The sequence below is a fragment of the Saliphagus sp. GCM10025317 genome (assembly GCF_042663665.1).
Taxonomy (GTDB): domain Archaea; phylum Halobacteriota; class Halobacteria; order Halobacteriales; family Natrialbaceae; genus Natronosalvus.
On the sequence record NZ_JBHTAQ010000002.1, the window covers coordinates 1 to 24557 of the forward strand.

Here is a 24557-nt window from a genome sequence, read left to right on the forward strand (position 1 = left end):
AGGCCCAGCAGCACATCGCCGACCAGGCCGGACATTCCGCTCTACTACAGCGAGTTCATCGCAGCGGCCCACGCGAATATCGACGGCGCCGAATTGGGTGCGATTCCTCAGTTTTCGCGCTGGACGGAACTTCGAGCATTGGGAGTAGTTCACGAGTCTCTTCCAGAATAGATATACGATGTGGAAATTCATCCTCAGACGGTCAATAACGTCCTTGTTCGTCCTCTTCGGAGTGTCAGTCCTGACCTTCCTCATGGTGTTTTTCACGCCGGGAGATCCCGCGGAGACGATTCTCCGCCAGCAGATGGGTGGACGGACGCCCCCGGATGCAGCGATCGAGCAGTTTCGAATAGAACAGGGGCTGAACGACCCGATACTTGTTCAGTACGGAGACTGGGTCGCGGACATCCTGCAGGGGAACCTCGGACAGTCCTACCACAACGACGCCTCCGTCGTCCAGTTGATTCTCGAAAACCTCTGGCCGACGTTCGAACTGGCTCTCGCCGGACTGTTCGTTGCCCTTCTTATCGCCGTCCCGACGGGCGTCGTCAGCGCCGTTCACAAGGGTGGCCGACTCGACTACGGGAGCCAGCTTGCCGCGCTTCTCGGACTATCGATGCCGAATTTCTGGCTGGGTTACCTGCTCATGCTCGTCTTCGCGATTCAGTTGGGGGTGTTACCAACGTCCGGGTACGGCACGGCCGATCAACTCGTCTTGCCGGCGATCACGCTCGGTACTGGCATGGCGGCGATCGTCACCCGCCTGCTCGGTCGTCCATGCTCGAGGTGCTCGACGAGGAGTACATCCGCACGGCGCGATCGAAGGGATTGCGCGAGCGCATCGTGGTCTACAAACACGCCCTGCGCAATGCGCTCATTCCTGTGATCACGATCGTGGGCCTCCAGTTCGGCTACCTCCTGAACGGAGCGGTCATCATCGAAATGGTCTTTCAGCGACCCGGACTCGGTCGGCTGTTAATCGACTCGATCTTCGCTCGTGACTATCCGATCGTCCAGGGGCTCGTCCTCGTGATCGCTGTCTTCTTCGTCGTAACGAACCTCCTCGTCGACGTCACCTACCGGTACGTCGACCCGCGCATTTCGTTCGAAGGTGCATCCAAATGACCGACGCTAATCTCGATGAACAAACGTCGCTCGAGGACCGACCCGGCGCGAGCGGATTCGATCGCTGTACGACTCACGAAAGATGCGACAGTTTCGGTCGAACACGCTGAACGTCGTCGGGCTGGTGATCGTTCTGTTATCCTCTTCAGCGCCCTGCTCGCCCCGTTTCTGACTCCGTACGAGCCGGCCGAACAGGACCTCGAGAACCGCCTCGAGTCCCCATCGGTCGACCACCCGCTGGGGACTGACCAGCTTGGCCGTGACATCCTGACGCGATTGCTATACGGCGCTCGCATCTCACTGCGAATCGGGCTTGCCGTCGTCGGTATCTCGCTGGCGATCGGCACGGCGGTGGGAGTGACGGCGGGGTACGCCGGCGGCTACGTAGACGAAGCGCTGATGCGGTTCGTCGACGTCCTGCTGGCCTTCCCCGGGCTCTTGCTCGCGCTCGTCATCGCCGGCATCCTCGGGCCCAGTCTGACGAACATCATGATCGCGCTCGCCGTCGTCGGCTGGACCAGATACGCTCGCGTGATACGCGGGAGCGTACTCTCGGTCAAAGAACAGGAGTTCGTCAAGGCCAGCCAGTTGATGGGTGTCGGTCGCCTCAGGATCGTCGGTCGCCACATCGTGCCGAACGTCATCGGCCCGGTAGTCGTCCTCGCGACGATCGACATGGCCGGCGTGATCCTCGGGACCGCCGGACTATCGTTCCTGGGTCTCGGCGCTCAGCCGCCGACGCCAGAGTGGGGAACGATGATATCCGAAGGACGAAACTACCTGCAGGACGCCTGGTGGGTCGTGAACTTCCCCGGCCTGGCGATCATGCTCGCGGTTCTCGGATTCAACTTGCTCGGTGACGGGCTTCGCGACGTCCTCGATCCCCGGAAACGGATACGGTACAGAACGAGGGATTCTAAGCATGACAGAACCACTGCTCTCGGTCGAAAATTTACACACCTGTTTCGATACGTACGAAGGAACCGTTCACGCCGTCAACGGCGTGAGTTTCGACGTCGACAGGGGAGAGATTCTTGGCATCGTCGGCGAGAGCGGAAGCGGGAAATCCGTCACCGCGCTTTCGACGATGCGACTCGAAGACCCCGGACGAATCGCCGATGGATCAATACGGTTCAGGGACACCGAGTTGACGACGGCAAACGACCGCGAGATCCGCCGGATCCGCGGCGACGGTCTCTCGATGGTGTTTCAAGATCCGATGACGACGCTCAACCCGGTCTTTACGGTCGGCGAACAGATCGTCGAATCGCTGAAGATCCACGACGATCCGACGTCACAAAAGCTTCGAGAGTACCTACGCGTTCCCCTCTTGCACGACCGCTCCGACTGGCGAGAAAAGCGTGGGCGAGTCGTCGATCTGATGGAAGAGGTCGGCATTCCGAACCCGACCGAACGACTCGACGCCTACCCCCACGAGTTCTCCGGCGGGATGCGCCAGCGAGCGATGCTCGCGATCGCACTCGCGAGTGAGCCTGACCTCCTGATCGCCGACGAACCGACGACGGCCCTCGACGTCACGATTCAGGCGCAGATCCTTCGAATCATCGCCAGGCTCAGAGACGAACGCGATATGTCTGTCGTCATGATCACCCACGACCTTGGCGTCGTCGCCGATATCTGTGACCGCGTGATCGTGATGTACGGCGGCGAGGTCATGGAGAGCGGACCGGTCGAAGAGATCCTGCAAGAACCGAAACATCCCTACACACAGGCGTTGCTCGAGTGCATGCCCCAGGAAACCGCGCGGAAGGAGCAGTTAGAGACGATCGAGGGGCAGGTTCCGGATCAACTCGGCGACGTCACGGGGTGTCCGTTCGCGTCGCGGTGTGACTACGCTCGCGAGGCGTGTCGGTCGGGACCGATGCCGACGGTAGACTGCGGCGAGAACCACCGAGCGAAGTGCTGTGAAATTCGTCGGGTGAACGACGATCTCTCGCTGGCCTCAACCCTCGACACGGAGGAGAACGATGAGCACGCCAGTCGAATCGGCGGAGGAACGCGAACACGAACGTGATGCGACCACGGTCGTCGAACTCGAGAACGTCACGAAGGAGTTCGCCCTCGAAGACTCCCTGATCGATCGCCTGTTCGGCACTCGGACGACGATCACCGCCGTCTCGGGCGTCTCACTGAACGTGTACGAAGGCGAGACGCTCGGCATCGTCGGCGAGAGCGGGAGCGGGAAGTCGACGCTCGCGAACCTCGTTACGGGACTTCACACGCCGACGGCAGGTGACGTCCGAATCGATGGTCGGGCCGTTCGATCCGTCAGCGGTCGCTCGAACCAACTGCTCGCGGACTTCGGAGTCATCTTCCAGAACGCCAAATCGAGCATCGATCCGCGAATGACGGTCGCGCAGGCGATCGCCGAACCGCTAAAGACGCAGGGTTGGTCGCGGGTCGAACGAAAGGACCGTATCACCGAGTTGCTTGAACAGGTAAACCTCTCAGCGCGCTACGTCGATCGATACGCCCACGAACTTTCAGGTGGTCAAGCCCAGCGAGTCGCGATTGCCAGGGCGATTGCGACGGAGCCACGGGTGCTCATCCTCGACGAACCAGTGTCGGCGCTCGACGCCTCGGTGAAGGAGCATTATCAACCTCCTGTTGCGCCTCCAGCGGGAACTCGATCTCACCTACGTCCTCATCAGCCACGACCTGAGCGTCGTCAAGCACATCGCCGATCGTATCGCGGTTATGTACCTCGGCGAGTTGATGGAGGTCGGCGAGGCAGAGCGACTGTTCACGTCGCCCGGTCACCCCTACACGGAGGCATTGCTCGCGTCGATTCCTGATCTCGATCCCACCACGTCGGTGCTCGACGCGACCATTCTCGAGGGTGACATCCCGAGTCCAGTGGATCCGCCGAGCGGGTGCGTCTTCCACACGCGATGTCCAATCGCCGAGGACCAGTGCCGAACGGACGTCCCCAACGTGGTCGACCTCGAGGGGACAGTTTCGAAGTGCCACTTCGCAGAGCGTGTCGCTCGAGCGAGCGACCAGGAGGACTATGGACCATGACTCGAGATAGCGACGAGAGAATGGACGGCGACTCCTCGGCGGAAACGGACGACGAAACGGAAGAAGTGTGCGATGCGACACCAGTGGACCCGTCGAACGCCGAAGCGACCGTCCGGTCGGCGATCAGCGACGAACTGGGCGTCCCCGAAACCCCGCCGGACCCGGAAACGAGTTCTCACGTCCTCCCCGACGAGAAACTCGCCTACCCCGACTTCGCGTTCGAATCGGGGTCGATGGACGCAGACGGCGGGTTCGACCTCGAGCAACCGCTCGACCGCGAGTCGATGCGCGCGTGGCTCGAGGGCCTCTCGAGCGGACTCGCCAGTCACGACGTGGGCGTCTCGACGCCGACCGATCGGGCCATCTTCGGCGTCGGCGCCGGCGACGTCTCGATGCGGTTCGACCCCGACGAAAACCACACGGGCACGCTCGAGGTCACGTTTTCGGTGAAGGCGAAGCTCATGACCTTCTCCGACGATCCCGACGAGCGCGAGGCGGGGGCTCGCGGCGGCGAGGGTTCATCCCCCTCGAGATGCTCACGAGCGAAAAGCGGCCGGAGCACTTTCGCTGTTACAACTGGATCGACGATCCGATCGACCGGTAAAACGTGTAGAACGAGCGGGCGTTCGCGAGTGGGCCGATTTCAGGCGGAGGCGTCGTAGCCCGCGTTCTGGATCGCTTCGACGAGCGTGTCGACGTTGGCGTCACCCTCGACGGTGACGGCGTCCGATTCGTTGTCCGCCGACGCCTCGACGACGCCGTCGACGTCCTCGAGCGCCGATTCGACCGTGTCCTCGCAGCCGCCACAGGCTCATGCCAGTTACCGTGATGGTTCGTGCCATACACTCACTTCGGGCTCCAGGTTTTTGCCAGTTACTGCTTCGACCTCTCGTTGTAACCACCGCGGGACTTTTGATACGAAAGTTTCGACGGGTTCTCGAGACGTCGGCGTCCGTGGCCGGGCAAACACTTTAGTCGTGCCAAGGAGTACCACACGAAAGTAATGGTTCACGCGTTCATCATGGTGAAGACCGCTGCCGGCAAATCCGAAGGGCTCCTGGCGGGCATCCGCGACCTCGAGAGCGTTTCGGACGCCCACATCGTCGCCGGAAATTACGACATCATCGCCGAGGTCGACGCCGACGAGGTGTACGGCGTCCTGAAGGCGGCTTCGGGCGATATCCAGAGTCTCGATGGGGTTTCGGATACGAAGACCTACATCGCGATGGACTGAAACGACGTTTGCGAGATTGCGTACTGCGCGGCAGGTCCGTCGCTCGAGTGGACCGGATCAAACGCGCCGGAGGAATCTATCGCTCGAGTTCGTAGGAACGAGAGATGGGGCAGTACGTCTCGAGCCACTACCACTAATGCGGACGCATCCGTTCAGCGTGAGTCGAGGCAAGTAAGCGTGATTAAAACGGGCTGTCGTACTCGTCGCCATGGTCGCCAGCAGCGCCTTCGGCAGCCCGCTCTCCCGCGGTCTGGGCGTTCTCGACCAGCGTCGCTGCGGGCCCTTCGTACTCGTACCCCGGAATGATGCCCTGCGCGTAGGTTCCCTCGACGTATTCGATCAGCGCCTTGGCGTCGTCGACCCCCTCCCTGGCGTCCCAGGCGACGTACTCGAGGGTGACCGTCACGACGCCCTCGTCGCGGTCGATTCGCGGCGCGTCGTGCGTGCCGGTTTCGGCGACCGTGAACACGTCCGCGAGTCGACGCTCGAACGTCTCGAACCAGCCGTCTTCGACCACCGGGGCAACGCGGTCGGCGGTCGCCGCGTCGAGCGTCGGCAATCGGACGACGACGGTAAACGAGCCGTCTCGCCGCCCCTCGGCGGCGGTCACGCTCACGCGCGCCTCGAAGACCGTGGTCTCGAGCGCGTACGTCGCGTCGTCGAGCGGCGAAAACGCCTCGTGCGCCTCGAGTGTGTCAGCGACGGCCGTCGGTAGCTTCGTCATACGTGGGCGAAGGGTGGGTGCGAAAATGGGTGTTACGACAGCGGCACGGCCTGGGCTTGCGATGTCAGGGTTCAATAGAATCGTCCCATCATTTTTCTAACCATTTTACTGGCGTTCGATCGGTTCCCGTCCGTTTCGCCGTAAACAACGGTGGGAAACAGCGTTAATGTCGTGCATAACTACACGTGGGTCGACCGTTCGTCGGAAGCATGGCACTCGATAAGTACGCTGCGGAGAAACGACGGTTCGCTCGACTGCTCGGCACCGACGGGGAACTCGGCTCGGGATTACCGATCGGCTCCCCGACGGACCGGGCGAGTCAGGCGACGACGACGAGCGGTCGGAAGCGTGTTAACGGCGCTTACTCGCGGTTGCGCTCGCCTAAGAACGACTCGAGACCGGTTGCGACTTCTTCGAAGTCCTTGACCGTCAGCCCGTCGGTCGTCGCGAAGACGCCCTCCCGATCGGTCGTCACGCGGATGAGAAAGCCGTTTTCGAATACGCGGATGGTGTACTCGTAGTCGCCCAGTTCGGAGCCCTCGTAGGCGGTCTGGGCGGTCTTGAAGCCGCGCCACTCGTGACCGATGAAGCTCGTGAGGTCGGCGTCGCGCTCGAGGTCGTCGCGGAGGTACAGCTGTTCGAAGTCGTCCCGGGTGAAGTACGTCACCGACCGGAGGCTGTCGCCGACGGCGGTTCGACAGGTGGTGACGATCTGATCGGCTCGTTCGTCCGTGAGCAGACCCGTGGCCATACCGGGAAAGGGAACCCCGGCCGCTTAAATGGCGCGGGCAGCGACAGACGGCCGACGGGTGCCGGGCCCGAGCCGTGGACGTTCGCCGGCGAACCGGGGCCGCGTCGATATCCTCACCGGGACCCAAAGGCAGATGTACCGTCGGCAGTTATGCTCGGTCGTCAGGATGTCTCGAAGTCCCTCGCTCCCCGACACACCGAGTCGGGAGATCGATCCCGATCTCCCGGACGAAGAACGACTCGAAGCGCTCCACGACCACTTTCTGCAGTACGACAGCGGCCAGCGAGCAGCATCAGAGCAACTCGACGCCGCCCGCGACCGGCGAACGCGACTCAAAGAACAGGTCGACCGCACCAAACGCGAAAACGAGGTCCTCAAGAGTTCGTCGCTGTACCTCGCGACCGTCGAAGACCACCTGGGCGACGAGGTGATCGTCAAGCAACACGGGAACAACCAGGAGGTACTCACCGAAATCGGCCCCGACTTCGCCGAGGAACTCGAGTACGGGGACCGCGTCGCCGTCAACGATTCCTTTGGTATCCAGCGGATCCTCTCGGCGGAGACGGACGCCCGTGCGCAGACGATGGAGATTACGGAAAAACCCGACGTCAGCTACGAGGACATCGGGGGGATCGACGACCAGGTTCGCGAAGTCAGGGAGGCCGTCGAGCAACCGCTCGCCCAGCCCGAACTCTTCGAGAACGTGGGGATCGAACCACCGGCCGGCCTGCTCTACGGGCCGCCGGGCACGGGGAAGACGATGCTCGCCAAAGCCGTCGCCACCCAGACCGACGCGACCTTCATCAAGATGGCGGCTCGAACTCGTCCGCAAGTTCATCGGCGAGGGCTCCCGACTGGTTCGGGACCTCTTCGAGATGGCCCGCGAGCGCGAACCTGCCGTTATCTTCATCGACGAGATCGATGCCATCGCCGCTACGCGTACCGAGTCGAAGACCTCCGGCGACGCCGAGGTCCAGCGAACGATGATGCAGCTCCTGAGCGAGATGGACGGGTTCGACGAGCGCGGTGACATCCGCATCATCGCCGCCACGAACCGTTTCGACATGCTCGACGACGCGATCCTCCGTCCAGGTCGGTTCGATCGCCTCATCGAGGTTCCAGAACCAGACGGCGAGGGACGACAGCAGATCTTCGAGATTCACACGCGAGCCATGAACGTCGACGACGAGGTCGACTTCGAGGACCTCGCCGAACAGACGGTCGGCTTCACGGGCGCGGAAATCGAATCCGTCACGACCGAAGCCGGGATGTTCGCCATCCGCGACGACCGGACGACCGTCGGGCAGTCGGACTTCGAGGCCGCCCTCGAGAAGATCGAGGCCGGTGATCGGGAAGTCGTCACGTCGGCGAACTACTTCTTCGACTGAGCTACGCCTTCGAGCGACACACTCCCCGCAATTTACGTACCGGCACGACGACAGCGAAATCGCAAGCCCTTACGCCGTCGGTCCCCGACTCCCGCTCATGAGCACGATCCGCGTCGCCTGGGGATCGGCGACCGCCTCGACGGAGATGGCCTCCTACGACGCCGCCCTGGCCGACGCTGGCGTCGAAAACTACAACCTCGTGACGGTCTCGTCGGTGATTCCCGCAGCTGCCGACGTCGAAGCGGTCGGCACGGCGCCCGACCTCGGCCCCGCCGGGGAACGACTCACCGTGGTACAGGCCCGCGCGACCGTTCGCGGCGAAGGACGCGCCAGTTCCGCGCTCGCCTGGGCCCAGTCCGATTCGGGGAACGGTCCCGGCCTGTTCTACGAGAACGCGGGCGAGGCCGATCCGGCCACCGTCGAGTCCCGGGTGCTCGAGGGCCTGGCGGGCGGACAGACCCTGCGCGAGTGGGTGTTCGACGAACCCGAGACGCGAATCGAGACGGTTCGGGGGGAACCGGACGGCTACGCGACGGCCGTGGTGCTGGCGGTGTACGGCGAGAGCGAGCCGATCTGCTGGCGGGTTTTAGCCGAGTCTCGAGGCGCAGATGGAGTCAGCGAGCCGGCTGAACGCCGCTCGAGTGGGTCGATTCGCGTCGAAAAATGGCCGGTGATCGGAAACGAGTCGGCCTGGCAATCAGTCGTCCGCCGGAGCCGGCGAGTCGCCGAGCGAGACGCCGGTACCGGGGCCCATGTCGATGCCCAGTTCGTCGAGTTTCTCGTCGGGAACGACGCCGTCGACCCAGCCGCGGTGCTCGTAGTACTCTTCTTTCATCTCATCGAGCTCGCAGTACTCACCCTCGCTGGCGCCCTGGCCGCGGATGCCGTCCTCGAGGAAGCGCGCCGGCAGGGAGTCGTCCGAGCCGTCGAAGCCGGCGAGGTTGTTGTAGTAGCGCTCGAGGTTGTAGATGCGCTCGCCGGCTTCCATGAGTTCGTCTTCGCTCACGTCGAGGCCGGTCATGCCGTTGTACTGGTCGACGTACTCCTCGATGCCCTCCGCGAAAGCGTTGAACTTGCAGATGTCGAAGCTGTCGGAGATGGCGTGGAGGTCCTGGAAGGCGGCGGTCAGCTCGCCCTTGCCCTCCCACTCGTAAGGATCGACCTTCTCGGGAATGCCGAGAATTTCGGCGGCGGGCGTGTACCCGCGCAGGTGACACGCGCCCCGGTTCGAGGTGGCGTAGCCGATGCCCATCCCCTTCATACAGCGCGGGTCGTAGGCGGCGATGGTCTGGCCCTTGACCGCGAGCGAGTTGTCCTGGGCGTCCTTGCGGTCGGCGACCCGGCGCGGCCCCTCCGCGAGCAGGTCGGCGAGGTCGTCCTCGCGGCGGCCGATTCGGTCGATCATGTCGATCATCGTCTCGTAGTCGCCCCACTCGAGGTCGCCCTCCTCGAGTTTGCCTTGCTCGGACATCTCCATGGCCATCGCCATCATGTTCCCCGTTTCGATGGTGTCGACGCCCACGTCGTTACAGCGCTCGATCATGAGGGCGACGGCGTCGCGGTCGGTGTGCCCCGAGTTCGGGCCGAGCGCGTAGGCCGACTCGTACTCGTAGGACTCCGTCCGGACGTTCATCTCCTCGCCCTTGTGCATCGTCTGCACCTCGACTTCCTTCTTGCAGGCGACCGGACAGGAGTGACAGGTCGGTTCGTCGACGAGGATGTTCTCGCGAACATTCTCCCCGGAGACGCGCTCGGCGTCGATGTCGGCGCCCTCGGCCTCGCGCATGCTCTCGGTCGAGGTGTACTGAGCGTTCTTCGTCGGGAGGCCGTCCATCTCCTCGCCGATGTTCATCAGGACGTTCGTCCCGTACATCGAGAGGCCGCCCTCGTTGGGCGCGGTGACGTCCGACTCCTGGATCGCCTTCATCGCCTGCTGGTGGCCCTCCCTGAACGTCTCCTGGTCTGCGGGCTTGGGCATCTTCGTCGTCGACTTGACGACGACCGCCTTGAGGTTCTTCGACCCCATCACGCAACCGGTACCGCCCCGACCGGAGGCTCGGTCGTCCTCGTTCATGATGCAGGCGTACTTCACGCCGTTCTCGCCGCCCGTCCCGATGGCCATCAACGAGAGGTTCTTCCCGTAGGAGCCGTCTACTTCCTCCTCGAGCTGGTCGCGCGTCTCGTGGACGCCGCTTCCCCAGAGGTGAGAGGCGTCACGGAGTTCGACCTCGCCGTCCTCGACGACGGCGTAGACGGGTTCGTCGGCCTTGCCTTCGAACAGCAGGCCGTCGAAGCCGCCCACTTGAGCCGCGCGCCGGACCAGCCGCCGTGGTGGCTGTCGGTGACGGTCCCGGTCAGCGGCGATTTGGTACAGACCGCGATTCGACCGGACATCGGGACCTGCGAGCCAGTGAGCGGACCGTTCATGAACGCGAGCAGGTTCTCGGGTCCCTCCGGGTCGACGTCCGGGCCGTTCTCGAAGACGTACTTCACGCCGAGGCCGCGAGCCCCGATGTACTTCCTGGCGTCCTCGTCGTCGATCGGCTCGTAGTCGACCGACCCCGAGGAGAGATCGATGCGAGCAACCCTGTCGTGAAAACCGCCGAGTTCTGTCATGGTAAACCCTGTTCGTTATATTCGTGGTGAAGCCTGTTAGGCGTTCCCACAGGCACGTAACCGGATCCACTTACGTCGCGAAGAAGACGACGGACTCGGCCGGTGGCGAGTCCGTACACTGGCGTCGCTTCTCTGATTTTCTCTCTCTGATTTCCGGTCTCCTCTCTCCAGCCTCTTCTTTCTGGTTTCCGGCCTCGAGTCTCGGTTTCTCCGTACCGACATTCGAGGGCGGCTACAGTAACAGGGCGACGACCGCGAGGATGATGAAGATCAACACGAAGATCCGTGCGATCTCCATACTCACCCCGGCGACGCCGCGAGACCCGACCGCCGCGGCGATAATCGCCAGGACGAAGAAGATGATCGCCCAGTACAGGAAGCCGCCGCCACCGATCTGGAGTGGAATCTCGAGCATGTGTGCCTTGCCACCACAAACGAGTATATAAACGCTGGTGACTGTCCTACTCGATTTTCGACCCTAAGGGCCGACTACGGCGCAGTAAGCGAGTATAGGGTGATCTTTCTTCGCCTCGCTCGCCTTCGACGAACGTTCGCCTCACTTGCCTTCGAAAAACGCCTGACAGAGTTTCGCTTCAGCATTCCGCAGGTGTTCGTGGAACGTCGGTCGCGAGACGTCCATCGAACTGGCGAGTTCCTCGCCAGTGGTCGGACGGGGCCACTCGAAGTAGCCGCCGAGGTACGCCCGTTGCAGAGAGAACTGGCGCTCGGTGAGTTCGTCCTCGAGTCTGGCGGCAAACTCCTCGCGCGTCTCGTCGCCACGTTCGTGCTGGCGAAAGGAGATGACGTCCGTTCCGTCGTACCGTGCCTGAACCGACTCGACGACGCTGCGGACGTTCGTCGAGTGCGGAATCTCGAGGGTCACGCGGGCACGGCCGTCCTCGGCCTCGATCGACTGGACGAGAATGCCGCGTTCGGAGAGCCACTCGACGAGGTCGTTCTCGGCGTCGAGTTCGATTAACATGCGGTCCGCCCGCTCGACGAGAACTGCGAGGTCGACTCCCTCGAGACCCTCGGCGACCGCGGCCAGTCCTCGGCACCAGCGTTCGTGACCGTAAACAGCGACGCCGTGTCGTCACCCGAACCGTGAACCGACCGGCGGTACTCGAGGCGACCGCCCGTCTCGGCGCTGACCCCAACTGGTGGGAGGTCGCGGTCGGTCATCTCGAGTTCGACGGCGACGACGGCGTCGGTCGCGAGCATGCGACTGGTCTCGCGAGCGTTGATCCCGCTGGCGACCGCCCGTGCGAGCGCCGAGAGGATGATCGTCTCGCGGTCGTCGACCTCGTGTGAGTCGTCGCTGCAGACCGTCAGCGTCCCGTACTCGACGCCGTTGTAGACGAGCGGGAAGGAGGCGTGAGTCCACCCCTCGACCGTGTCGACGACGACGGACTCCGAGGCGAGGCTGGTCGTCGCGGGGTGATCGGCGTCAATCGACAAATCGTCAGGGTCGACGCCGACGCTCGCTCGCACCTCGAGCGTGTCTGTTGCGGGATTGCGTTCGCCGATCCAGGCGCCCTCGTAGGCGGCTTCCTCGGCGATTCGGCTACACACTGTGGTCTCGAGGTCGCTCCGGGAGGTCGATCCAGCGACGACGCTGGTCACGTCCTGGATCAATCCCTCGACGCGCTCGAGGATATACTCGAGTTCCTCGGTTCGTTCCTCGAGGGCAAACTCGGCTGCCTTTCTGGCCGTGACGTCGTTCTGGAAGCCGACGTAGTGCGTGACGGTTCCCGTCTCGTCGCGAACGGGAGCGATCGTCACCTCGTTCCAGAACTCGGTGCCGTCATCTCGGTAGTTCCGGAGTTCGACTGTCGTCGGCCGTTCGTCCTCGATAGCGGCCCGCATTTCCGCGACGACTTCGGGGCTCGAGTCCGGCCCCTGGAGGAATCGACAGTTTCGTCCGAGAACCGCCTCGTCGTCGTAGCCGGTGAGTCGCTTGAAGGCCGGATTGATGTACACCAGCGGGTTGTCCTCGCGTGACGGATCGGAGAGCGAGACGCCGATCGGTGCCTCGTCGACCGCCCTCGCCTTCACGGCTCGATCGACGTCGCCCTCCCCGTCTCGTCCGTCGGTGTCGTCCATGTTCACTCTGGTTTCGGGCCGGTCATAAAACGCCAGTCCCTGTCGTGGTGGTGAACATTCTTCGTTCGTGACTGATGCGGACAATTATACGACCTCGAGTTGTATGTTAACACATGTCTATACAGCGAAGTCGGTCTCCGTTCGAAAGGCTGCGCCAGCGACTCGATCGAACCAGCGCCCGGTGCCGAGAGTGCGGCTACGACGGCGACGACGCGGGCTGGCACGTGACGACGTCCGGACGGTCCATCCACTACCGGTTCGTCTGTCCTTCCTGTGCCGCGTCGAGACGAGGGAGGTCAGGCTCGAGACACCGCGCCGGTGAGTTCTGCGCTCATGAGGAAGTGACGTGTGACGGGCGACGTGAAGGACGTGTGACGGGCGACACGAATAACGTGGGAAATCGGCGAACCGAGAGCGACGGCGCTCGCGGCGACACACACTTATAAGCGGGACGACTACTGGTAGCTCCACATGGTCTCGGAGTACGACTTCTGGCTCCTCGATCTCGACGGAACCCTGGTCGACGTCGAGTGGTCCTACACCCGCGAGGTGTTCGACCGCGTCGGTGACCGACTCAGCCGGGAGTTCACCGACCGGGAGGCCGACATCCTCTGGAACGGCCTCACCGGCTCCCGCGACGCCCAGCTCAGGGCCTGGGGCATCGAGCCGTCGGCGTTCTGGGACGCCTTCCACGCCGAGGAGGATCCGCTCGTCCGCGCCGAACAGACGTACCTCCACGAGGACGCCGCCTTCGTCGGCGACCTCGAGACGCCGGTCGGCCTCGTCACCCACTGCCAGCAGTTCCTGGCCGATCCAGTCCTCGACCACGTCGGGATTCGCGACTGGTTCGACGACGTGCTGTGCTGTACCCCGGAGACGGGCTGGAAGCCCGACCCCACGCCCGTCGAACGGGTGATGACGAACCTGGGCGTCGCGAAAAACGGACACCGGGGCGTCCTCGCTGGCGACGGTGCTGGCGACGTCGGCGCTGCCTGGAACGCGGGTCTCGACGCGATCCACGTCGAACGCGTCGGCCACGACAGGCGCGGACGCTGCGTGCTCGGCGACTACCGCGTCCAATCGTTCGAGGAACTGTTCAGTCGGTCGTCTGCTCGTTCACCGGCTGTACCTCCGCGTCGACCAGCGTCCCGTACGCGCGACGCAACCGTTCCGAGTGCCTGGTGGGAGATGCCGAGGTCGCTCGCGAGTTCCTCCATCGAAATCTGGCGCGGAATCTTGAAGTACCCCTTCTCGAACGCGGCCGTCAACGCCTCGTGTTGCTCCGGCGTGAGCCGCGTGTTCCCCGTCGACACCGTCGTGACGTCGGTGACGCGGATCAAATCGACCACGATGTCCTGGCTCTCGAGCGTCTCGTGGGTGTCGACGAGGTGTTCGCGCGTCCGAAACCGCATCTTGAACTGCCACCAGGAATCGACGCCGCTCGCCTCGAGCAACGAGCCGCCAGAGGATAGCAACTCGTCGTAGAGGTACTGCGCGCGCTCGGAGTCGACGTCGTAGAGGAGTCGGTCTTCGGCACTCGCGACCAGTTCGAATCGCTCGATCGTGTCGTCGGCGGCGAAGGCGTTCTCGATCACCTCGCAGGTCGTCCCCGAGACCCAAATCGACGGGAGCGTCTTCGACACCGAGGACTCGAGTTCGAGCCTGGCCTGTGGGGCGCGCTCGAACGTCGTCTCCATCGCCGTATCCGAGGCCGGGATCCGAAACTCGGCAATCGTCGACATCACGCACACTACACCGCTCGGGCGTAAAACTGCTACTTCGAAGATCCTGACTACCGGGGCCCTGAGACTGTCTCCGTGCGTTATTCGAGTTTCTCGTGGAGAGCCGACTCGAGTTCCCGAACGCCCGGTTTGTCCACGCGGTCGGCCGCCGCCCAGACCCGGACGGGTTGCTCGCCGCAGGAAACGAATCCGAGGCTCAATCGCTCCGCGGTCTCCTGGAGTCCGAGCGCGACGTCCGCTTCCCCGGCGATGACCCGTCGAGCAGGGCTCTCGTGGGCGCGTAGTCCCAAATCGAAGCCGTCGATGGCCGCGGTGAGGTCATGGCGGTCCCGGCCGCGTTCGTCCGCGAGTTCCGCGAGGGCGACGCTCAGGCTCGTTCGCAACCCCGAATCGGTCGTCCGGTTGACGAACCGCAGGTCGCGGTCGACGAGCGACTCGAGCCCTTCGACCTCGACCGGGTTCCCCGCAGGTACGATCAGCCCCCACTCTCGATTCCAGGAGCCGAGTTCGATACCTTCGGGTTCGCGATCCGGCTCGACCGGCCCGGCGACCACGGCCACGTCAGGAGCTCCCGTCCGAAGCCGCCGCAGTGCGGGGCGCGATCCGATCGGGAGGTATCGTGGTCGCTCGAGGCGATCCAGGACGCGGTTGAGGGTCGGATCGTCCTCGCCGACGCCGAACAGCGTCGGGAGCCGACGATCGGGCGAGAACAGCCGGACCTCGAGTGTTGCGCCGACCTCGAGGTAGTCCGTGTCGGCGTCGATTTCGACGACGCCGTCGGCCTCGACGAGGCTGGTCGTCGCCCCGCTCCCCTTGTCGACGGGGTAGACCAGGTACTCGCCGTCGCCGTCGGTCGTGACGCCGACCGGAAGCAGGCGATGACGGCCCTGCTCGGATCGCTCCTCTCGAGCCAGGCGGCCGGTCAACGTCGCCGTCTCGGGTTCGGGAACGCCAGCCGCCTCGCGGATGGCGGGCGCGACGAACGTCCGGAAGACCATCATCGCCGAGACGGGGTAGCCGGGGAGGCCGACGTAGGCGGACTGTCCCGCCGAATCCGACCGCTCGAGACGCCCGATCAGCATCGGCTTCCCGGGTTTGACGCTCACGCCGTGCAGCAGCAACTCGCCCTGTTCCTCGATCACGCGGTAAATCACGTCGACCGCGCTCGCACTCGTCGATCCAGACGAGAGCACGAGATCGCACTCCTCGGCCGCCTCCCGAAGCACGCGCTCCATCTCGGCGGGGTCGTCGCCAGCGTGCGAGTAGAGTACCGCCTCGCCGCCTGCCTCCTCGACGCCCGCCGCGACCGTGTAGCTGTTGACGTCGTAGATCTGCCCGCGGGCACTCTCGAGGTCGCCGCCCGGGCGAACGAGTTCGTCGCCGGTCGAGACGATTCCTACGCGGGGACGGGAACGAACGGGGACCTCGTCGACGCCCAGCGCCGAGAGTAGGCCGATCTCCCGCGGCGTCAGCTGCGTCCCCGGCCCCAGCGCGCGCTCGCCGGCGGCGACGTCAGCCCCGGCGAACATGACGTTGTCTCCCGGCGCGACGCTCGTGCGGACCAGGACCGTCTCATCCTCGATGTCCGTCCGCTCGACGGGAACCATCGCGTCGGCCCCGGGCGGCATCACCGCCCCGGTCGAGATTTCGACCGCTTCGCCGGATCCGACCTCGAGTCCCGGCCTCTCGCCAGCGTGGACCTCCCCAACCAGTTCGAGGCGAGCCGGGTCGGCCTCGTCCGCGCCGAACGTATCACTCGCGCGGAGGGCGTAGCCGTCCAGACTCGAGCGATCGAACCCGGGGACGTCCAGTTCGGCGTCGACGCGCGTCACCAGTACCCGGCCGCGCGCCTCTGACAGGGGAACGCGGTCGATGCCGCCCTCGAGCGACAGCGACCGAATCGCCTCGTGGGCTTGCTCGGGTGTCGCGAGATCCCGAAATTCCTTGCGGGCCATGGGCGTTCTTGGAAGCGATGCGGTAAAAACCTCGAGTGTCCGTCGGCGCGCTCGGCTCACTGCGCTCCGATCACTGTGAGGAGGTTTATATACGAAGGAGCGGCCAACCTCGGCGTGAACTGACTCGAGACGCGATCCGCGCGGCGGTCGTGCGACACGACGGATCGCGGTCGCAGTGTGTCGCCTGTTCGCCACAGTCCGACGCCTCGTCGATCAGTCCTTCAGAACCAGGGCTCCCAGTTCTCCACCGCCACCATCTCACCCGCCGGGATCCCCTCTCGGTCCTCTGGAACGACGACCCAGCCGTCGGCGAGCGCGACGCTCGAGAGCACGCCCGACCCGCTCGCTCGCGTGGGGGTCGCGACCAGCTCCCCGCCTTCTTTCCTCTCCTCGTGTCCGTCTTCCGTCTCCTCGACTGCCTCGTCCGCCTCCTCGAGTCCCTCATTCCCCTCGAGCGATACCCGAGCGAACGTTCGCGTTCCCGGTTCCGAGGCAATCTTTCGCTCAAGACGTGCCGCCACCGTCGGATGCGGGGTCGCCTCGGTTCCCTGGAGCCACGCGAGCGTCGGCCGCAGGAACTGGACCGCGTTGATGAGACACGCTACCGGGTACCCCGGCAACGCGAGCACCGGTGTCTCCTCGACGATTCCGAGACAGACCGGGTGACCGGGTTTCAGCGCGACGCCGTGAACCAGCACCTCGCCGAGGTCGTCGATCACCTCCGGCAGGAGATCCCGCTGGCCGACCGAAGAGCCGCCGGTCGTGACGACGATGTCCTTCGTCAGATCGCGCTGGATCGCCACGCGAAGCGCCTCGGCGTCGTCCGTCACGACCTCGCGGTGGGTCGCGCGACCGCCCCAGCGCCCGACCAGTCGCGAGACCGTCAGCCCGTTGGTCTCGATCACCTCGCCGGGGTCGGGATCGGCCTGGACGACCTCCTCGCCGGTCGGCACGACGCCGACGGTCGGTCGACTCGAGACGAGCGACCGGTCGGTCCCCGCCGACCGGAGGAGGCCGAGGTCCGAGGGGCGCAGTCGATGGCCCGGTTCGTACAGTTTCTGGCCAGCCTCGACGTCCTCCCCGACGGGCGCGACGTTCTCGCCCTCGGCGACCGCGTCGAGCACCTCGAGTTCGCCCGTCGCCCCGAGCGATTCGGCGTGCTCGAGCATGACGACCGCGTCGGCGTCGGCGGGGACAGCGCTCCCGGTGTGGACCCGACGGGCCGTTTCCGGGGGGAGCGCGGTTTCGGGGTCGGGCTGATCCTCGAGGGCCAAGACCGCGGGTGAGCGTTCACTCGCACCGAACGTGACGGCCGCTCGCAGGGCGTAGCCGTCCATCGCCGCTCGCTCGTAGTGGGGGACGTCGACGTCGGCGGTGATTGGCTCGGCCAGGACGCGGCCGTCGGCGCGTGAGAGCGCCACGCGTTCCTGATCACACCGGACGCTTCGCTCCTCGAGCGCCGCCTCGAGGGTCGATCGGGCGTCGTCGACGCGGGTTCTCACTCGGAACCCCGACTCCGTGCGGTCGTGGTCGGCACCCTTCATACCGCAAAGAGGGACGGCCGACGATGAAAAACGTGCGGGTCGGCCGCGAACCCGACGACTTTTACTCTCGCCGACAAATTGGAATCCGAACATGTCCGTCCTGGTCCTCTCTCTGGCCGCCCTCGGTATGCTCCTCGGTGTCGCCCTTCTGGGCTACGGGCTCCGCGAACTGGGCTTCGCCTATCGGCTCTTCGCACGCGAGCCGCACACGGTACTAGACACGCCGAACGGCGGGTCCGTCGAACTGTCTGGAACCGTGCTCGCCTGGGACGACGTCCTCGAGTCGCCGTTCACCGAAACGGCCTGTGTCGCCGTCGAGTACGCCGTCGAGGAGAAACGCCGGAAGTCGACCAACACGGGGAGCACCACGAAGTGGGTCGAAATCGACGGCGGGACTCAGGTCGTGCCGTTCCGCCTCGAGGACGAGTCGGGGAACGTCCTGGTCAATCCGCGAGGGGCGGACCTGCGTCTTACGGCAGACGCGCGGATTCGCGTCGAGGAGGCGAGACGCCACCGACACCGATCGCCCACTACATCGAGCGCGACGAGGATGTCTCTGACGAGAACACGAGCCTCTCGCTGGGCCCGCTCGAGATTTCGACCGGGCGGGACCGGCGCTACCTGGAGCGGCGACTGGACGTCGGGGAGTCGGTTCACCTGCTCGGGACGGCCCGGCGAGACACGACGGCCTCTCGAGAGACGGGACAGGTGAACGCCGTCGTCGAGCGGTCGGTCCCACCAGAGTCGGGACTCCTAGCTCGCGTTCGCCAACGCCTGCTCGGCCCGCCGTTTCTGCTCTTCGACGTGACCGAGCGCCGTGCGGCACGCCGCGTCGCGGTCCGGGGACTGCTCTCGGCGTTCGCGGGCGTCCTGTTCCTCGTCATCTCTCTCGCCGTCGGCGTCGGCGGTATCTGACCCGCCCGGTGGCCCGAGAACGACCGGTCGGGACCGCGGCCTTTTTCGTCGCGGCGTTCGAACCGGTCACTATGTCAGCGCTGCGCGACGCCCTCCGGGACCTCTCCGACGCCGCGTTCTTCGATCTCCTCGAGAGCGACGATTCTTACCTCCTCGTGCTCGACGTGCCAGGGGTCGCTGCCGAGACTGTGGACGTCGCCGTCGAAGACGGCCGCATTCGGATCGAGGCCCGCCGCCAGAAGGATCTCCCCGAGGAGTACCACTACCTCGAGGAGAACCGTCCGCTCTTTGTCGACGTCGACCTCCCCCTGCCCGACGACGCGACGGAGTCGAACGCCGAGGCGAGCGTCGATAGGGGGGTACTCGAACTCGCCCTGCCGAAACGGGAGGGATCCGATAGGACGCCGATCGACGTCGTGAGCGACCCCGAGGACTCGACTGCCGAAGACGCCGATGGAGACGCCGACGGGGACGTCTAACCCGGGTGACCTGACCTGGGCATCCTTCGCGCGTATCGACGGTTCGTCGTCGTCGCGTGGCACTTCCTGCCGCTGTTGCTGGCGTACGCCCGCGACCGCCGCCGCTGGCTCGTCTTCGGACGGCCACGCCGCGTCGGCTCGGAGACCCATCGCGAGCGCGCGGAAGTCCTGCTCGAGTCGTTGCTCACCCTCGGTCCGACGTTCATCAAACTCGGGCAGTTGCTCTCGACGCGCCCGGACGTCCTCCCCCCGGCGTACATCGACGTGCTCTCGGCCCTCCAGGACGAGGTACCCCCGGCCGACTGGGCCGACGCGCGAGTCGTGCTCGAGGAGGACCTCGGCCCGGTCGAAACCCGCTTTCAGGACTTCGATACCGACGCAATCAGCGGCGCCAGTCTGGGGCAGGTGTACCGTGCCTCGATCGACGGCGACGACGTCGCCGTCAAGATTCGGCGGCCGGGAATCGAGACGCTCGTCGAGGCCGACCTCCGGGTGATCCGGTGGTCGCTTCCGGTACTGATTCGGTTCGTCGACGAATCCCGGTCGTTCTCCCTCGAGAACCTGGCCGACGAGTTCGCGAAAACGATTCGCGAGGAGATGGACTACCATCGCGAGGCCCGGATGCTCGCCGAGATTCGCTCGAATTTCGCCGACGACGACCGGTTTCTCATTCCGGAGGTGTACGAGGCCTACTCGAGCGATCGGGTCCTGACGATGGCCTACATCGACGGGACGAAGATCAATCAGGTCGGCGAACTCGACGCGAAGGGAATCGACCGCCAGCAGGTCGCGGAGAACCTCCAGCGATCGTACCTCCAGATGATCATCGACGACGGGGTCTTTCACGCCGATCCCCACCCCGGAAACCTGGCGGTGACCGACGACGGACGGATCGTCTTCTACGACTTCGGGATGAGCGGCCGCGTCGACGAATTCGTCCAGGACAGGATCGTCGAGTTCTACATTGCGATTGCCAACCAGGACATCGACGCGATCCTCGACTCCCTCATCGCGATCGGAACGCTGAGTCCCGAGGCCGACCGGGCCGTGATGGCCGACGTGATGGAACTCGCTATCGCCGACGCGCGCGGCGAGGACATCGAGCAGTACCGCGTCCAGCAGATCGTCGGCCAGATCGAGGACTCGATCTACGAGTTCCCGTTCCGTCTCCCGAAGAACCTTGCGCTCGTGCTCCGGGTGGCGACCGTCGTCGAGGGCGTCTGCGTGACCCTCGATCCCGACTTCGACTTCATCGCTACCGCGACGGACTACCTCACCGAGCAGGGCTACCGCGAGGAGTCGATACAGCGGGTCCTCGAGGACACTGCGGGCGAGGTCAGGGACGCCAGTCGATCCGCCGTCAGGATCCCGCCGAAACTCGAGCGGATGCTCGACCGATTCGAACGGGACGACCAGTTCGTCCGGGTCGGGGTCGAGGACAGCGATCAGGTATTCGCCACCCTGGCGAAACGGCTCGTTTACGGCATGTTGTTGACCATGTCGCTGTTCTCTATGGGGGTGCTCTACGCGCTCGACGCACCCATCGCGGCGGTCGTCGCGGCAATCTTTTCGGCCGTCCTCTCGATCGTCCTCTACTGGTCGTTCCGGACGCCGAGTTCCATCTCGACGAAACCGCAGTTCACGCGCCAGAATCTCAGACAGCGTCGGGAGCAGGAGTAATCGAGGCCAGTCAGTGGCGATCGGCCGGGCTCGAGCGCCACGAGCGCACGAACGTTCATCGGTCTGGCAACCCAACGAGACGTATGGATACGGACTTCGACCGTCTCGCCGACCTCGAGGTACACGTCGCCGACGTCGAACTCGAGCGACTCGAGCGGGACACGTCGAGCGATTTTACGCGGGTGACGACCGAGGTCGCGCTCTCGGGACCGCACTCGAGTAGTGAGCAAGTCACGGGACGCGGCGAAGACGTCACCTACGACGCCGAGGAACACGACGCCCTCCATCAGGTCGGGTTGCCGACCGACGGCCTCGAGGGCGAGTTCACGCTGGCATCGTTCTCGGATCGACTCGAGGACCTGAACCTGTTTCCGGCGGGCCCACCCGACCGCAAGGACTTCCGGGATTACCGTCGCTGGGCGCTCGAGAGCGCGGCGCTCGACCTGGCGCTGCGCCAGGCCGGAACCTCGCTTGGGGACGCACTCGACCGCGAACCGAAACCGCTCCGCTTCGTCGCGAGCACCCGCCTCGGGGAGCCGCCGTCGACCGATCGGGTCGAGCACCTTCGCGATGCCGTTCCGTCCCTCGAGTTTAAACTCGATCCAACGCCCGAGTGGACCGACGCCGTGGTCGACGACCTGGTGGCGACCGACGCCGTCCGAATCCTCGACCTGAAGGGGCAGTACGAGGGGACCGAGGTGGACGTCCCGTCGGATCCGGACTTCTACGAGCGCATCCTCGAGTCGTTCCCGGAGGCCGTGATCGAGGATCCGGGTGTAACCGAGGAGACGCGCCCGCTGCTCGAGGTGCCCGACGTTCGGAACCGGCTCTCCTGGGACGCCCCGATTCACAGTGTCGAGGACGTCGGGTCATTGCCGTGGGAGCCGCGGTGGTTGAACGTCAAGCCCTCCCGATTCGGCTCGCTCGAGTCGTTGCTCGAGACGATCGCCTACTGCGAGGAGCGCGGGATTCGGTGTTACGGCGGCGGGCAGTTCGAACTCGGCGTCGGTCGCGGGCAAATTCAGTTGCTGGCCGCGCTGTACTATCCCGACGGCCCCAACGACGTCGCCCCCGGCGTCTACAACGACCCCTCGCGCTACCGCGAGGACCGCGAGGACCTCCCCGAGTGGCGCACCGCTGACCCGCTCGAGCGCTACGAAACGTATCTCCGCGAGCAGGGCGTCCTCGACGACGACGTCGTCGAGTCGGTCCGCGAGGATGTCGAAGCCGAAGTGGAGGCGGCCGTCGAGACGGCCGAGGAGGCGCCAGCCCCCGACCCGTCGGACGTGTTCGAACCCGTCTACGACGAGCCGACGCCCCGACTCGAGGACCAGCGTGCCTGGCTCGAGCGCTTCCTCGCCGACTACGACGTGCAGGAACTCGAGCACTGACGCTCGAGCGACTTCGAGTCTCGAAAATGCGGTCTCTGTGATTGCTTCTCGAGAGCTGTCACTCGGCGGATACGGGCGTCAGTGCTGGTGGTCGGGGTCGTGCTGGTGATCGTCGCCGTGATCGTGCTGGTGATCGGGTTGGGCGTCGTGATCGTGGCTGTCACCCCGGGTGAACTGCCCGGTAAACGCGCGCTGGACGACCTCGGGGAGCGCCGGGTGAACGTGGACCGCACTCCGAACGTCCTGGACCGTCCCCGAACCGGACTTCATCGCGACGACGACCTCCTGGATCAGCGTCGAGGCGTCCGGCCCCACGATGTGACACCCCAGGATCGTTCCCTCGGGATCGATGAGCACCTTCACGAACCCCTCGGCTTTCATCGCCGCGCCGCGGGCGGTGTTCTCGTAGCGGTACGTGTTCGTCGCGTATTCTCGACCGTCGTCCCGGAGGTCGGCCTCGTGAGCGTCAACACCGGCGACTTCGGGGGATGTGAAGACGGCGAACGGCATCGCGTCGTAATCGACCGGCTGGAGCTCGTCCCCGAAGAGGTTGCGGGCGACCGCCTGGGCTTCGTGGTTCGCGCTGTGTTTCAGCAGGTACTCGCCGACGATGTCGCCGAGCGCCCAGACGCCCTCGGCGTCCGTCCGCAGGTACTCGTCGGTCTCGACGAAGCCTCGAGCATCCGTCTCGACGCCCGTCTCCTCGAGGTTCAGGGTGTCCGTGTTCGGGCGGCGACCGGCGGCGACCAACAGCGCGTCGCCGGTGGCGGTCACCGGCTGAGCGTCCTCGAGGAGTCCATCGCCGTACTCGTAGGGCTTCGCCTCGACGGTGACCTGGCCGCCGGAAGCAGAGACGGCGGTCGCCTCGTGGCCGGTGTAGACGGTGAACCGGTCGGCGAATCGGTCGGTGAACGCCTCGGCGACCTCGTCGTCGGCCTCGGGGAGGAGCGACGGCCGCCTCCCGACGATCGTCACGTCGCTGCCGAACGTGCCGAAGAAGTGCCCCAGTTCGGCCGCGACGTACCCGCCTCCAATGATCACCAGGTGTTCCGGTGGACTCTCGAGGCGTAGCGCCTCGGTACTGGTCAGGTACTCGACGTCCTGGATGCCCTCGATTGGCGGGATTGTCGGGCGAGTCCCTGCCGCGATGAGGATCGTGTCGGCCCGGAGCTGTACGCCGTCGTCCTCGCCGCCGGAGACCTCGAGCGTTCTGTCGTTGACGAACCGTCCTTCGGCCTCGAATAGGGCGTGATCAGACGAGGAGCGCAGACCGCGGCGGATCGATTCGGCGTCCGCTTTCACGTCTTCGTTGACTTCGCGGACGATACCGGCGAAGTCAACGTCGTCGACGGTCGCGTCGATCCCGAACTCGTCGGCGGACTCGATCGTCTCGAGGACATCGGCGTGATAGAGCAACATCTTCGAGGGGATGCAACCACGATTGAGACACGTCCCGCCGAGACGCCCCTTTTCGACCACGGCAACGGACTGTCCCTGGTTGACGGCCGCGTTCGCCACGTCGAGGCCCGAACCCGATCCGATGACGAGAAAGTCGAACTCCTGCATACGGGTTTCACGCGACAAAACAGTATAAATCACCGAGGTCGAACCGATCCCCTGGCGGTGAGTGGGTCGATCAGTCCATCGCGATGTACGTCTGGGTGTCCTCGACGCCCTGAATGCCCTGGATCCGCGTCGCCGAAATCTCCTTCACTGCAGCGGGCGTCTCGACGCGCGCCTTCGCGATGATGTCGACGTCGCCCGCGACGATGTGCGCCGATTCGACGCCCTCGATCGCTTCGACGCTGTCCCTGAGTCGATCCGCCTCGCCCGTATTCGCCTTGATCATGATGAACGCAGTGACCATA

18 protein-coding genes and 10 pseudogenes are annotated in these 24557 nt (G+C 64.9%); 16 read left to right on the plus strand and 12 right to left on the minus strand.

Annotated features, from left to right (window positions below):
- Positions 1-178: 178 nt before the first annotated feature.
- From nikB to ACFQS4_RS00575, 6 genes and pseudogenes are all read left to right on the plus strand, one after another.
- Positions 179-1125 (plus strand): annotated as a pseudogene (nikB, locus tag ACFQS4_RS00550) (nickel ABC transporter permease).
- An 82-nt stretch (positions 1126-1207) separates the two neighbouring features.
- A pseudogene (gene nikC, locus ACFQS4_RS00555) lies at positions 1208-2010 on the plus strand (nickel transporter permease); the annotation flags it as partial.
- Between the two features lie 37 nt (positions 2011-2047).
- Positions 2048-3160, plus strand: coding sequence for an ABC transporter ATP-binding protein (locus ACFQS4_RS00560; protein WP_500191689.1), 1113 nt, complete (start codon positions 2048-2050; stop codon positions 3158-3160).
- Positions 3114-3650, plus strand: a pseudogene (locus ACFQS4_RS00565) (ATP-binding cassette domain-containing protein); the annotation flags it as partial. The gene ACFQS4_RS00560 and the pseudogene ACFQS4_RS00565, both read left to right, overlap by 47 nt.
- 103 nt (positions 3651-3753) lie before the next feature.
- The gene (locus ACFQS4_RS00570; protein ID WP_500191692.1) at positions 3754-4167 is read left to right on the plus strand and encodes an oligopeptide/dipeptide ABC transporter ATP-binding protein; all 414 of its coding nucleotides are present in this window, start codon (positions 3754-3756) and stop codon (positions 4165-4167) included.
- Positions 4164-4829, plus strand: coding sequence for a hypothetical protein (locus ACFQS4_RS00575; RefSeq protein WP_500191695.1), 666 nt, complete (start codon positions 4164-4166; stop codon positions 4827-4829). Before ACFQS4_RS00570 ends, ACFQS4_RS00575 begins: the two co-directional genes overlap by 4 nt.
- Here the strand turns inward: ACFQS4_RS00575 and ACFQS4_RS00580 are convergent.
- Positions 4811-4915, minus strand: a pseudogene (locus ACFQS4_RS00580) (heavy metal transporter); the annotation flags it as partial. The gene ACFQS4_RS00575 and the pseudogene ACFQS4_RS00580 sit on opposite strands and share 19 nt — an antisense overlap.
- Positions 4916-5170: 255 nt before the next feature.
- Between ACFQS4_RS00580 and ACFQS4_RS00585 the strand changes: the two are divergent.
- The gene (locus tag ACFQS4_RS00585) at positions 5171-5401 is read left to right on the plus strand and encodes an Lrp/AsnC ligand binding domain-containing protein (protein ID WP_253437094.1); all 231 of its coding nucleotides are present in this window, start codon (positions 5171-5173) and stop codon (positions 5399-5401) included.
- 181 nt (positions 5402-5582) lie between these two features.
- Here ACFQS4_RS00585 and ACFQS4_RS00590 read toward each other — a convergent pair whose 3' ends face one another.
- Together ACFQS4_RS00590 and ACFQS4_RS00595 are read right to left on the minus strand one after the other, a co-directional pair.
- Positions 5583-6125: a DUF5813 family protein gene (locus ACFQS4_RS00590; RefSeq protein WP_500191699.1), complete on the minus strand. Its 543-nt coding sequence runs from the start codon at positions 6123-6125 to the stop codon at positions 5583-5585.
- Positions 6126-6486: 361 nt separating this feature from the next.
- Positions 6487-6876: a DUF7522 family protein gene (locus ACFQS4_RS00595; RefSeq protein ID WP_500191701.1), complete on the minus strand. Its 390-nt coding sequence runs from the start codon at positions 6874-6876 to the stop codon at positions 6487-6489.
- 166 nt (positions 6877-7042) lie between these two features.
- Between ACFQS4_RS00595 and pan2 the strand changes: the two are divergent.
- Together pan2 and ACFQS4_RS00605 are read left to right on the plus strand one after the other, a co-directional pair.
- A pseudogene (pan2, locus tag ACFQS4_RS00600) lies at positions 7043-8264 on the plus strand (proteasome-activating nucleotidase Pan2).
- A gap of 97 nt (positions 8265-8361) precedes the next feature.
- Positions 8362-8841, plus strand: a pseudogene (locus tag ACFQS4_RS00605) (pyruvoyl-dependent arginine decarboxylase); the annotation flags it as partial.
- Positions 8842-8961: 120 nt separating this feature from the next.
- Here ACFQS4_RS00605 and ACFQS4_RS00610 read toward each other — a convergent pair.
- The 4 genes and pseudogenes from ACFQS4_RS00610 to ACFQS4_RS00625 all read right to left on the minus strand — a co-directional run.
- On the minus strand, positions 8962-10338 hold the full coding sequence (locus tag ACFQS4_RS00610; RefSeq protein ID WP_500191789.1) for an aldehyde ferredoxin oxidoreductase family protein: 1377 nt from the start codon (positions 10336-10338) through the stop codon (positions 8962-8964).
- Positions 10315-10880 (minus strand): annotated as a pseudogene (locus ACFQS4_RS00615) (aldehyde ferredoxin oxidoreductase N-terminal domain-containing protein); the annotation flags it as partial. The pseudogene ACFQS4_RS00615 and the gene ACFQS4_RS00610, both read right to left, overlap by 24 nt.
- 232 nt (positions 10881-11112) lie before the next feature.
- A complete protein-coding gene (locus ACFQS4_RS00620) occupies positions 11113-11295 on the minus strand; it encodes a DUF1328 domain-containing protein (RefSeq protein WP_253437063.1) in 183 nt (60 codons plus the stop codon).
- Between the two features lie 141 nt (positions 11296-11436).
- Positions 11437-12968 (minus strand): annotated as a pseudogene (locus tag ACFQS4_RS00625) (bacterio-opsin activator domain-containing protein); the annotation flags it as partial.
- Between the two features lie 128 nt (positions 12969-13096).
- Here ACFQS4_RS00625 and ACFQS4_RS00630 point away from each other — a divergent pair.
- A complete protein-coding gene (locus ACFQS4_RS00630) occupies positions 13097-13429 on the plus strand; it encodes an HVO_0649 family zinc finger protein (protein ID WP_500191705.1) in 333 nt (110 codons plus the stop codon).
- A 25-nt stretch (positions 13430-13454) separates the two neighbouring features.
- Positions 13455-14078 (plus strand): annotated as a pseudogene (locus ACFQS4_RS00635) (HAD family hydrolase); the annotation flags it as partial.
- Position 14079: 1 nt separating this feature from the next.
- Here ACFQS4_RS00635 and ACFQS4_RS00640 read toward each other — a convergent pair.
- The 3 genes and pseudogenes from ACFQS4_RS00640 to ACFQS4_RS00650 all read right to left on the minus strand — a co-directional run bounded on the left by ACFQS4_RS00640 (position 14080) and on the right by ACFQS4_RS00650 (position 18224).
- Positions 14080-14725, minus strand: a pseudogene (locus ACFQS4_RS00640) (helix-turn-helix domain-containing protein).
- Between the two features lie 80 nt (positions 14726-14805).
- A complete protein-coding gene (locus tag ACFQS4_RS00645) occupies positions 14806-16680 on the minus strand; it encodes a molybdopterin biosynthesis protein (protein ID WP_500191708.1) in 1875 nt (624 codons plus the stop codon).
- Positions 16681-16901: 221 nt separating this feature from the next.
- Positions 16902-18224, minus strand: a complete 1323-nt coding sequence (locus ACFQS4_RS00650; protein ID WP_500191710.1) for a molybdopterin molybdotransferase MoeA — start codon at positions 18222-18224, stop codon at positions 16902-16904.
- A gap of 91 nt (positions 18225-18315) precedes the next feature.
- Here ACFQS4_RS00650 and ACFQS4_RS00655 point away from each other — a divergent pair, with 91 nt between their 5' ends.
- The 5 genes from ACFQS4_RS00655 to ACFQS4_RS00675 all read left to right on the plus strand — a co-directional run bounded on the left by ACFQS4_RS00655 (position 18316) and on the right by ACFQS4_RS00675 (position 22689).
- Positions 18316-18936 carry a GIDE domain-containing protein gene (locus tag ACFQS4_RS00655; protein ID WP_500191714.1) on the plus strand — a complete coding sequence of 207 codons (621 nt, stop codon included), beginning with the start codon at positions 18316-18318 and terminating at the stop codon, positions 18934-18936.
- The gene (locus ACFQS4_RS00660; protein WP_500191717.1) at positions 18933-19139 is read left to right on the plus strand and encodes a hypothetical protein; all 207 of its coding nucleotides are present in this window, start codon (positions 18933-18935) and stop codon (positions 19137-19139) included. Before ACFQS4_RS00655 ends, ACFQS4_RS00660 begins: the two co-directional genes overlap by 4 nt.
- Before the next feature lie 71 nt (positions 19140-19210).
- Complete coding sequence (locus ACFQS4_RS00665; RefSeq protein ID WP_500191719.1) at positions 19211-19618, plus strand: Hsp20/alpha crystallin family protein; 408 nt, start codon at positions 19211-19213, stop codon at positions 19616-19618.
- 75 nt (positions 19619-19693) lie between these two features.
- Positions 19694-21298 (plus strand): ABC1 kinase family protein, encoded by a 1605-nt coding sequence (locus ACFQS4_RS00670; protein ID WP_500191722.1) that lies wholly within the window; start codon positions 19694-19696, stop codon positions 21296-21298.
- An 83-nt stretch (positions 21299-21381) separates the two neighbouring features.
- Entirely contained in the window at positions 21382-22689 is a 1308-nt protein-coding gene (locus ACFQS4_RS00675) for a thiamine pyrophosphate-dependent enzyme (RefSeq protein WP_500191724.1), read from the plus strand.
- A gap of 78 nt (positions 22690-22767) precedes the next feature.
- Here ACFQS4_RS00675 and ACFQS4_RS00680 read toward each other — a convergent pair whose 3' ends face one another.
- Complete coding sequence (locus tag ACFQS4_RS00680; RefSeq protein WP_500191726.1) at positions 22768-24255, minus strand: dihydrolipoyl dehydrogenase; 1488 nt, start codon at positions 24253-24255, stop codon at positions 22768-22770.
- Between the two features lie 70 nt (positions 24256-24325).
- A complete protein-coding gene (locus ACFQS4_RS00685) occupies positions 24326-24556 on the minus strand; it encodes an Lrp/AsnC family transcriptional regulator (RefSeq protein WP_254157509.1) in 231 nt (76 codons plus the stop codon).
- Between the last annotated feature and the right edge of the window lies 1 nt (position 24557).

What these genes read in the sequence shown, in the direction of transcription:
- ACFQS4_RS00590 (WP_500191699.1), bottom strand. Translation starts at nt 6,125, where the DNA reads ATGACGAAGCTACCGACGGCCGTCGCTGACACACTCGAGGCGCACGAG.
- ACFQS4_RS00650 (WP_500191710.1), bottom strand. Translation starts at nt 18,224, where the DNA reads ATGAAGGGTGCCGACCACGACCGCACGGAGTCGGGGTTCCGAGTGAGA.
- ACFQS4_RS00585 (WP_253437094.1), top strand. Translation starts at nt 5,171, where the DNA reads ATGGTTCACGCGTTCATCATGGTGAAGACCGCTGCCGGCAAATCCGAA.
- ACFQS4_RS00680 (WP_500191726.1), bottom strand. Translation starts at nt 24,255, where the DNA reads ATGCAGGAGTTCGACTTTCTCGTCATCGGATCGGGTTCGGGCCTCGAC.
- ACFQS4_RS00610 (WP_500191789.1), bottom strand. Translation starts at nt 10,338, where the DNA reads ATGAACGAGGACGACCGAGCCTCCGGTCGGGGCGGTACCGGTTGCGTG.
- ACFQS4_RS00665 (WP_500191719.1), top strand. Translation starts at nt 19,211, where the DNA reads ATGTCAGCGCTGCGCGACGCCCTCCGGGACCTCTCCGACGCCGCGTTC.
- ACFQS4_RS00655 (WP_500191714.1), top strand. Translation starts at nt 18,316, where the DNA reads ATGTCCGTCCTGGTCCTCTCTCTGGCCGCCCTCGGTATGCTCCTCGGT.
- ACFQS4_RS00595 (WP_500191701.1), bottom strand. Translation starts at nt 6,876, where the DNA reads ATGGCCACGGGTCTGCTCACGGACGAACGAGCCGATCAGATCGTCACC.
- ACFQS4_RS00685 (WP_254157509.1), bottom strand. Translation starts at nt 24,556, where the DNA reads ATGGTCACTGCGTTCATCATGATCAAGGCGAATACGGGCGAGGCGGAT.
- ACFQS4_RS00645 (WP_500191708.1), bottom strand. Translation starts at nt 16,680, where the DNA reads ATGGCCCGCAAGGAATTTCGGGATCTCGCGACACCCGAGCAAGCCCAC.
- ACFQS4_RS00575 (WP_500191695.1), top strand. Translation starts at nt 4,164, where the DNA reads ATGACTCGAGATAGCGACGAGAGAATGGACGGCGACTCCTCGGCGGAA.
- ACFQS4_RS00675 (WP_500191724.1), top strand. Translation starts at nt 21,382, where the DNA reads ATGGATACGGACTTCGACCGTCTCGCCGACCTCGAGGTACACGTCGCC.
- ACFQS4_RS00620 (WP_253437063.1), bottom strand. Translation starts at nt 11,295, where the DNA reads ATGCTCGAGATTCCACTCCAGATCGGTGGCGGCGGCTTCCTGTACTGG.
- ACFQS4_RS00630 (WP_500191705.1), top strand. Translation starts at nt 13,097, where the DNA reads ATGTCTATACAGCGAAGTCGGTCTCCGTTCGAAAGGCTGCGCCAGCGA.
- ACFQS4_RS00560 (WP_500191689.1), top strand. Translation starts at nt 2,048, where the DNA reads ATGACAGAACCACTGCTCTCGGTCGAAAATTTACACACCTGTTTCGAT.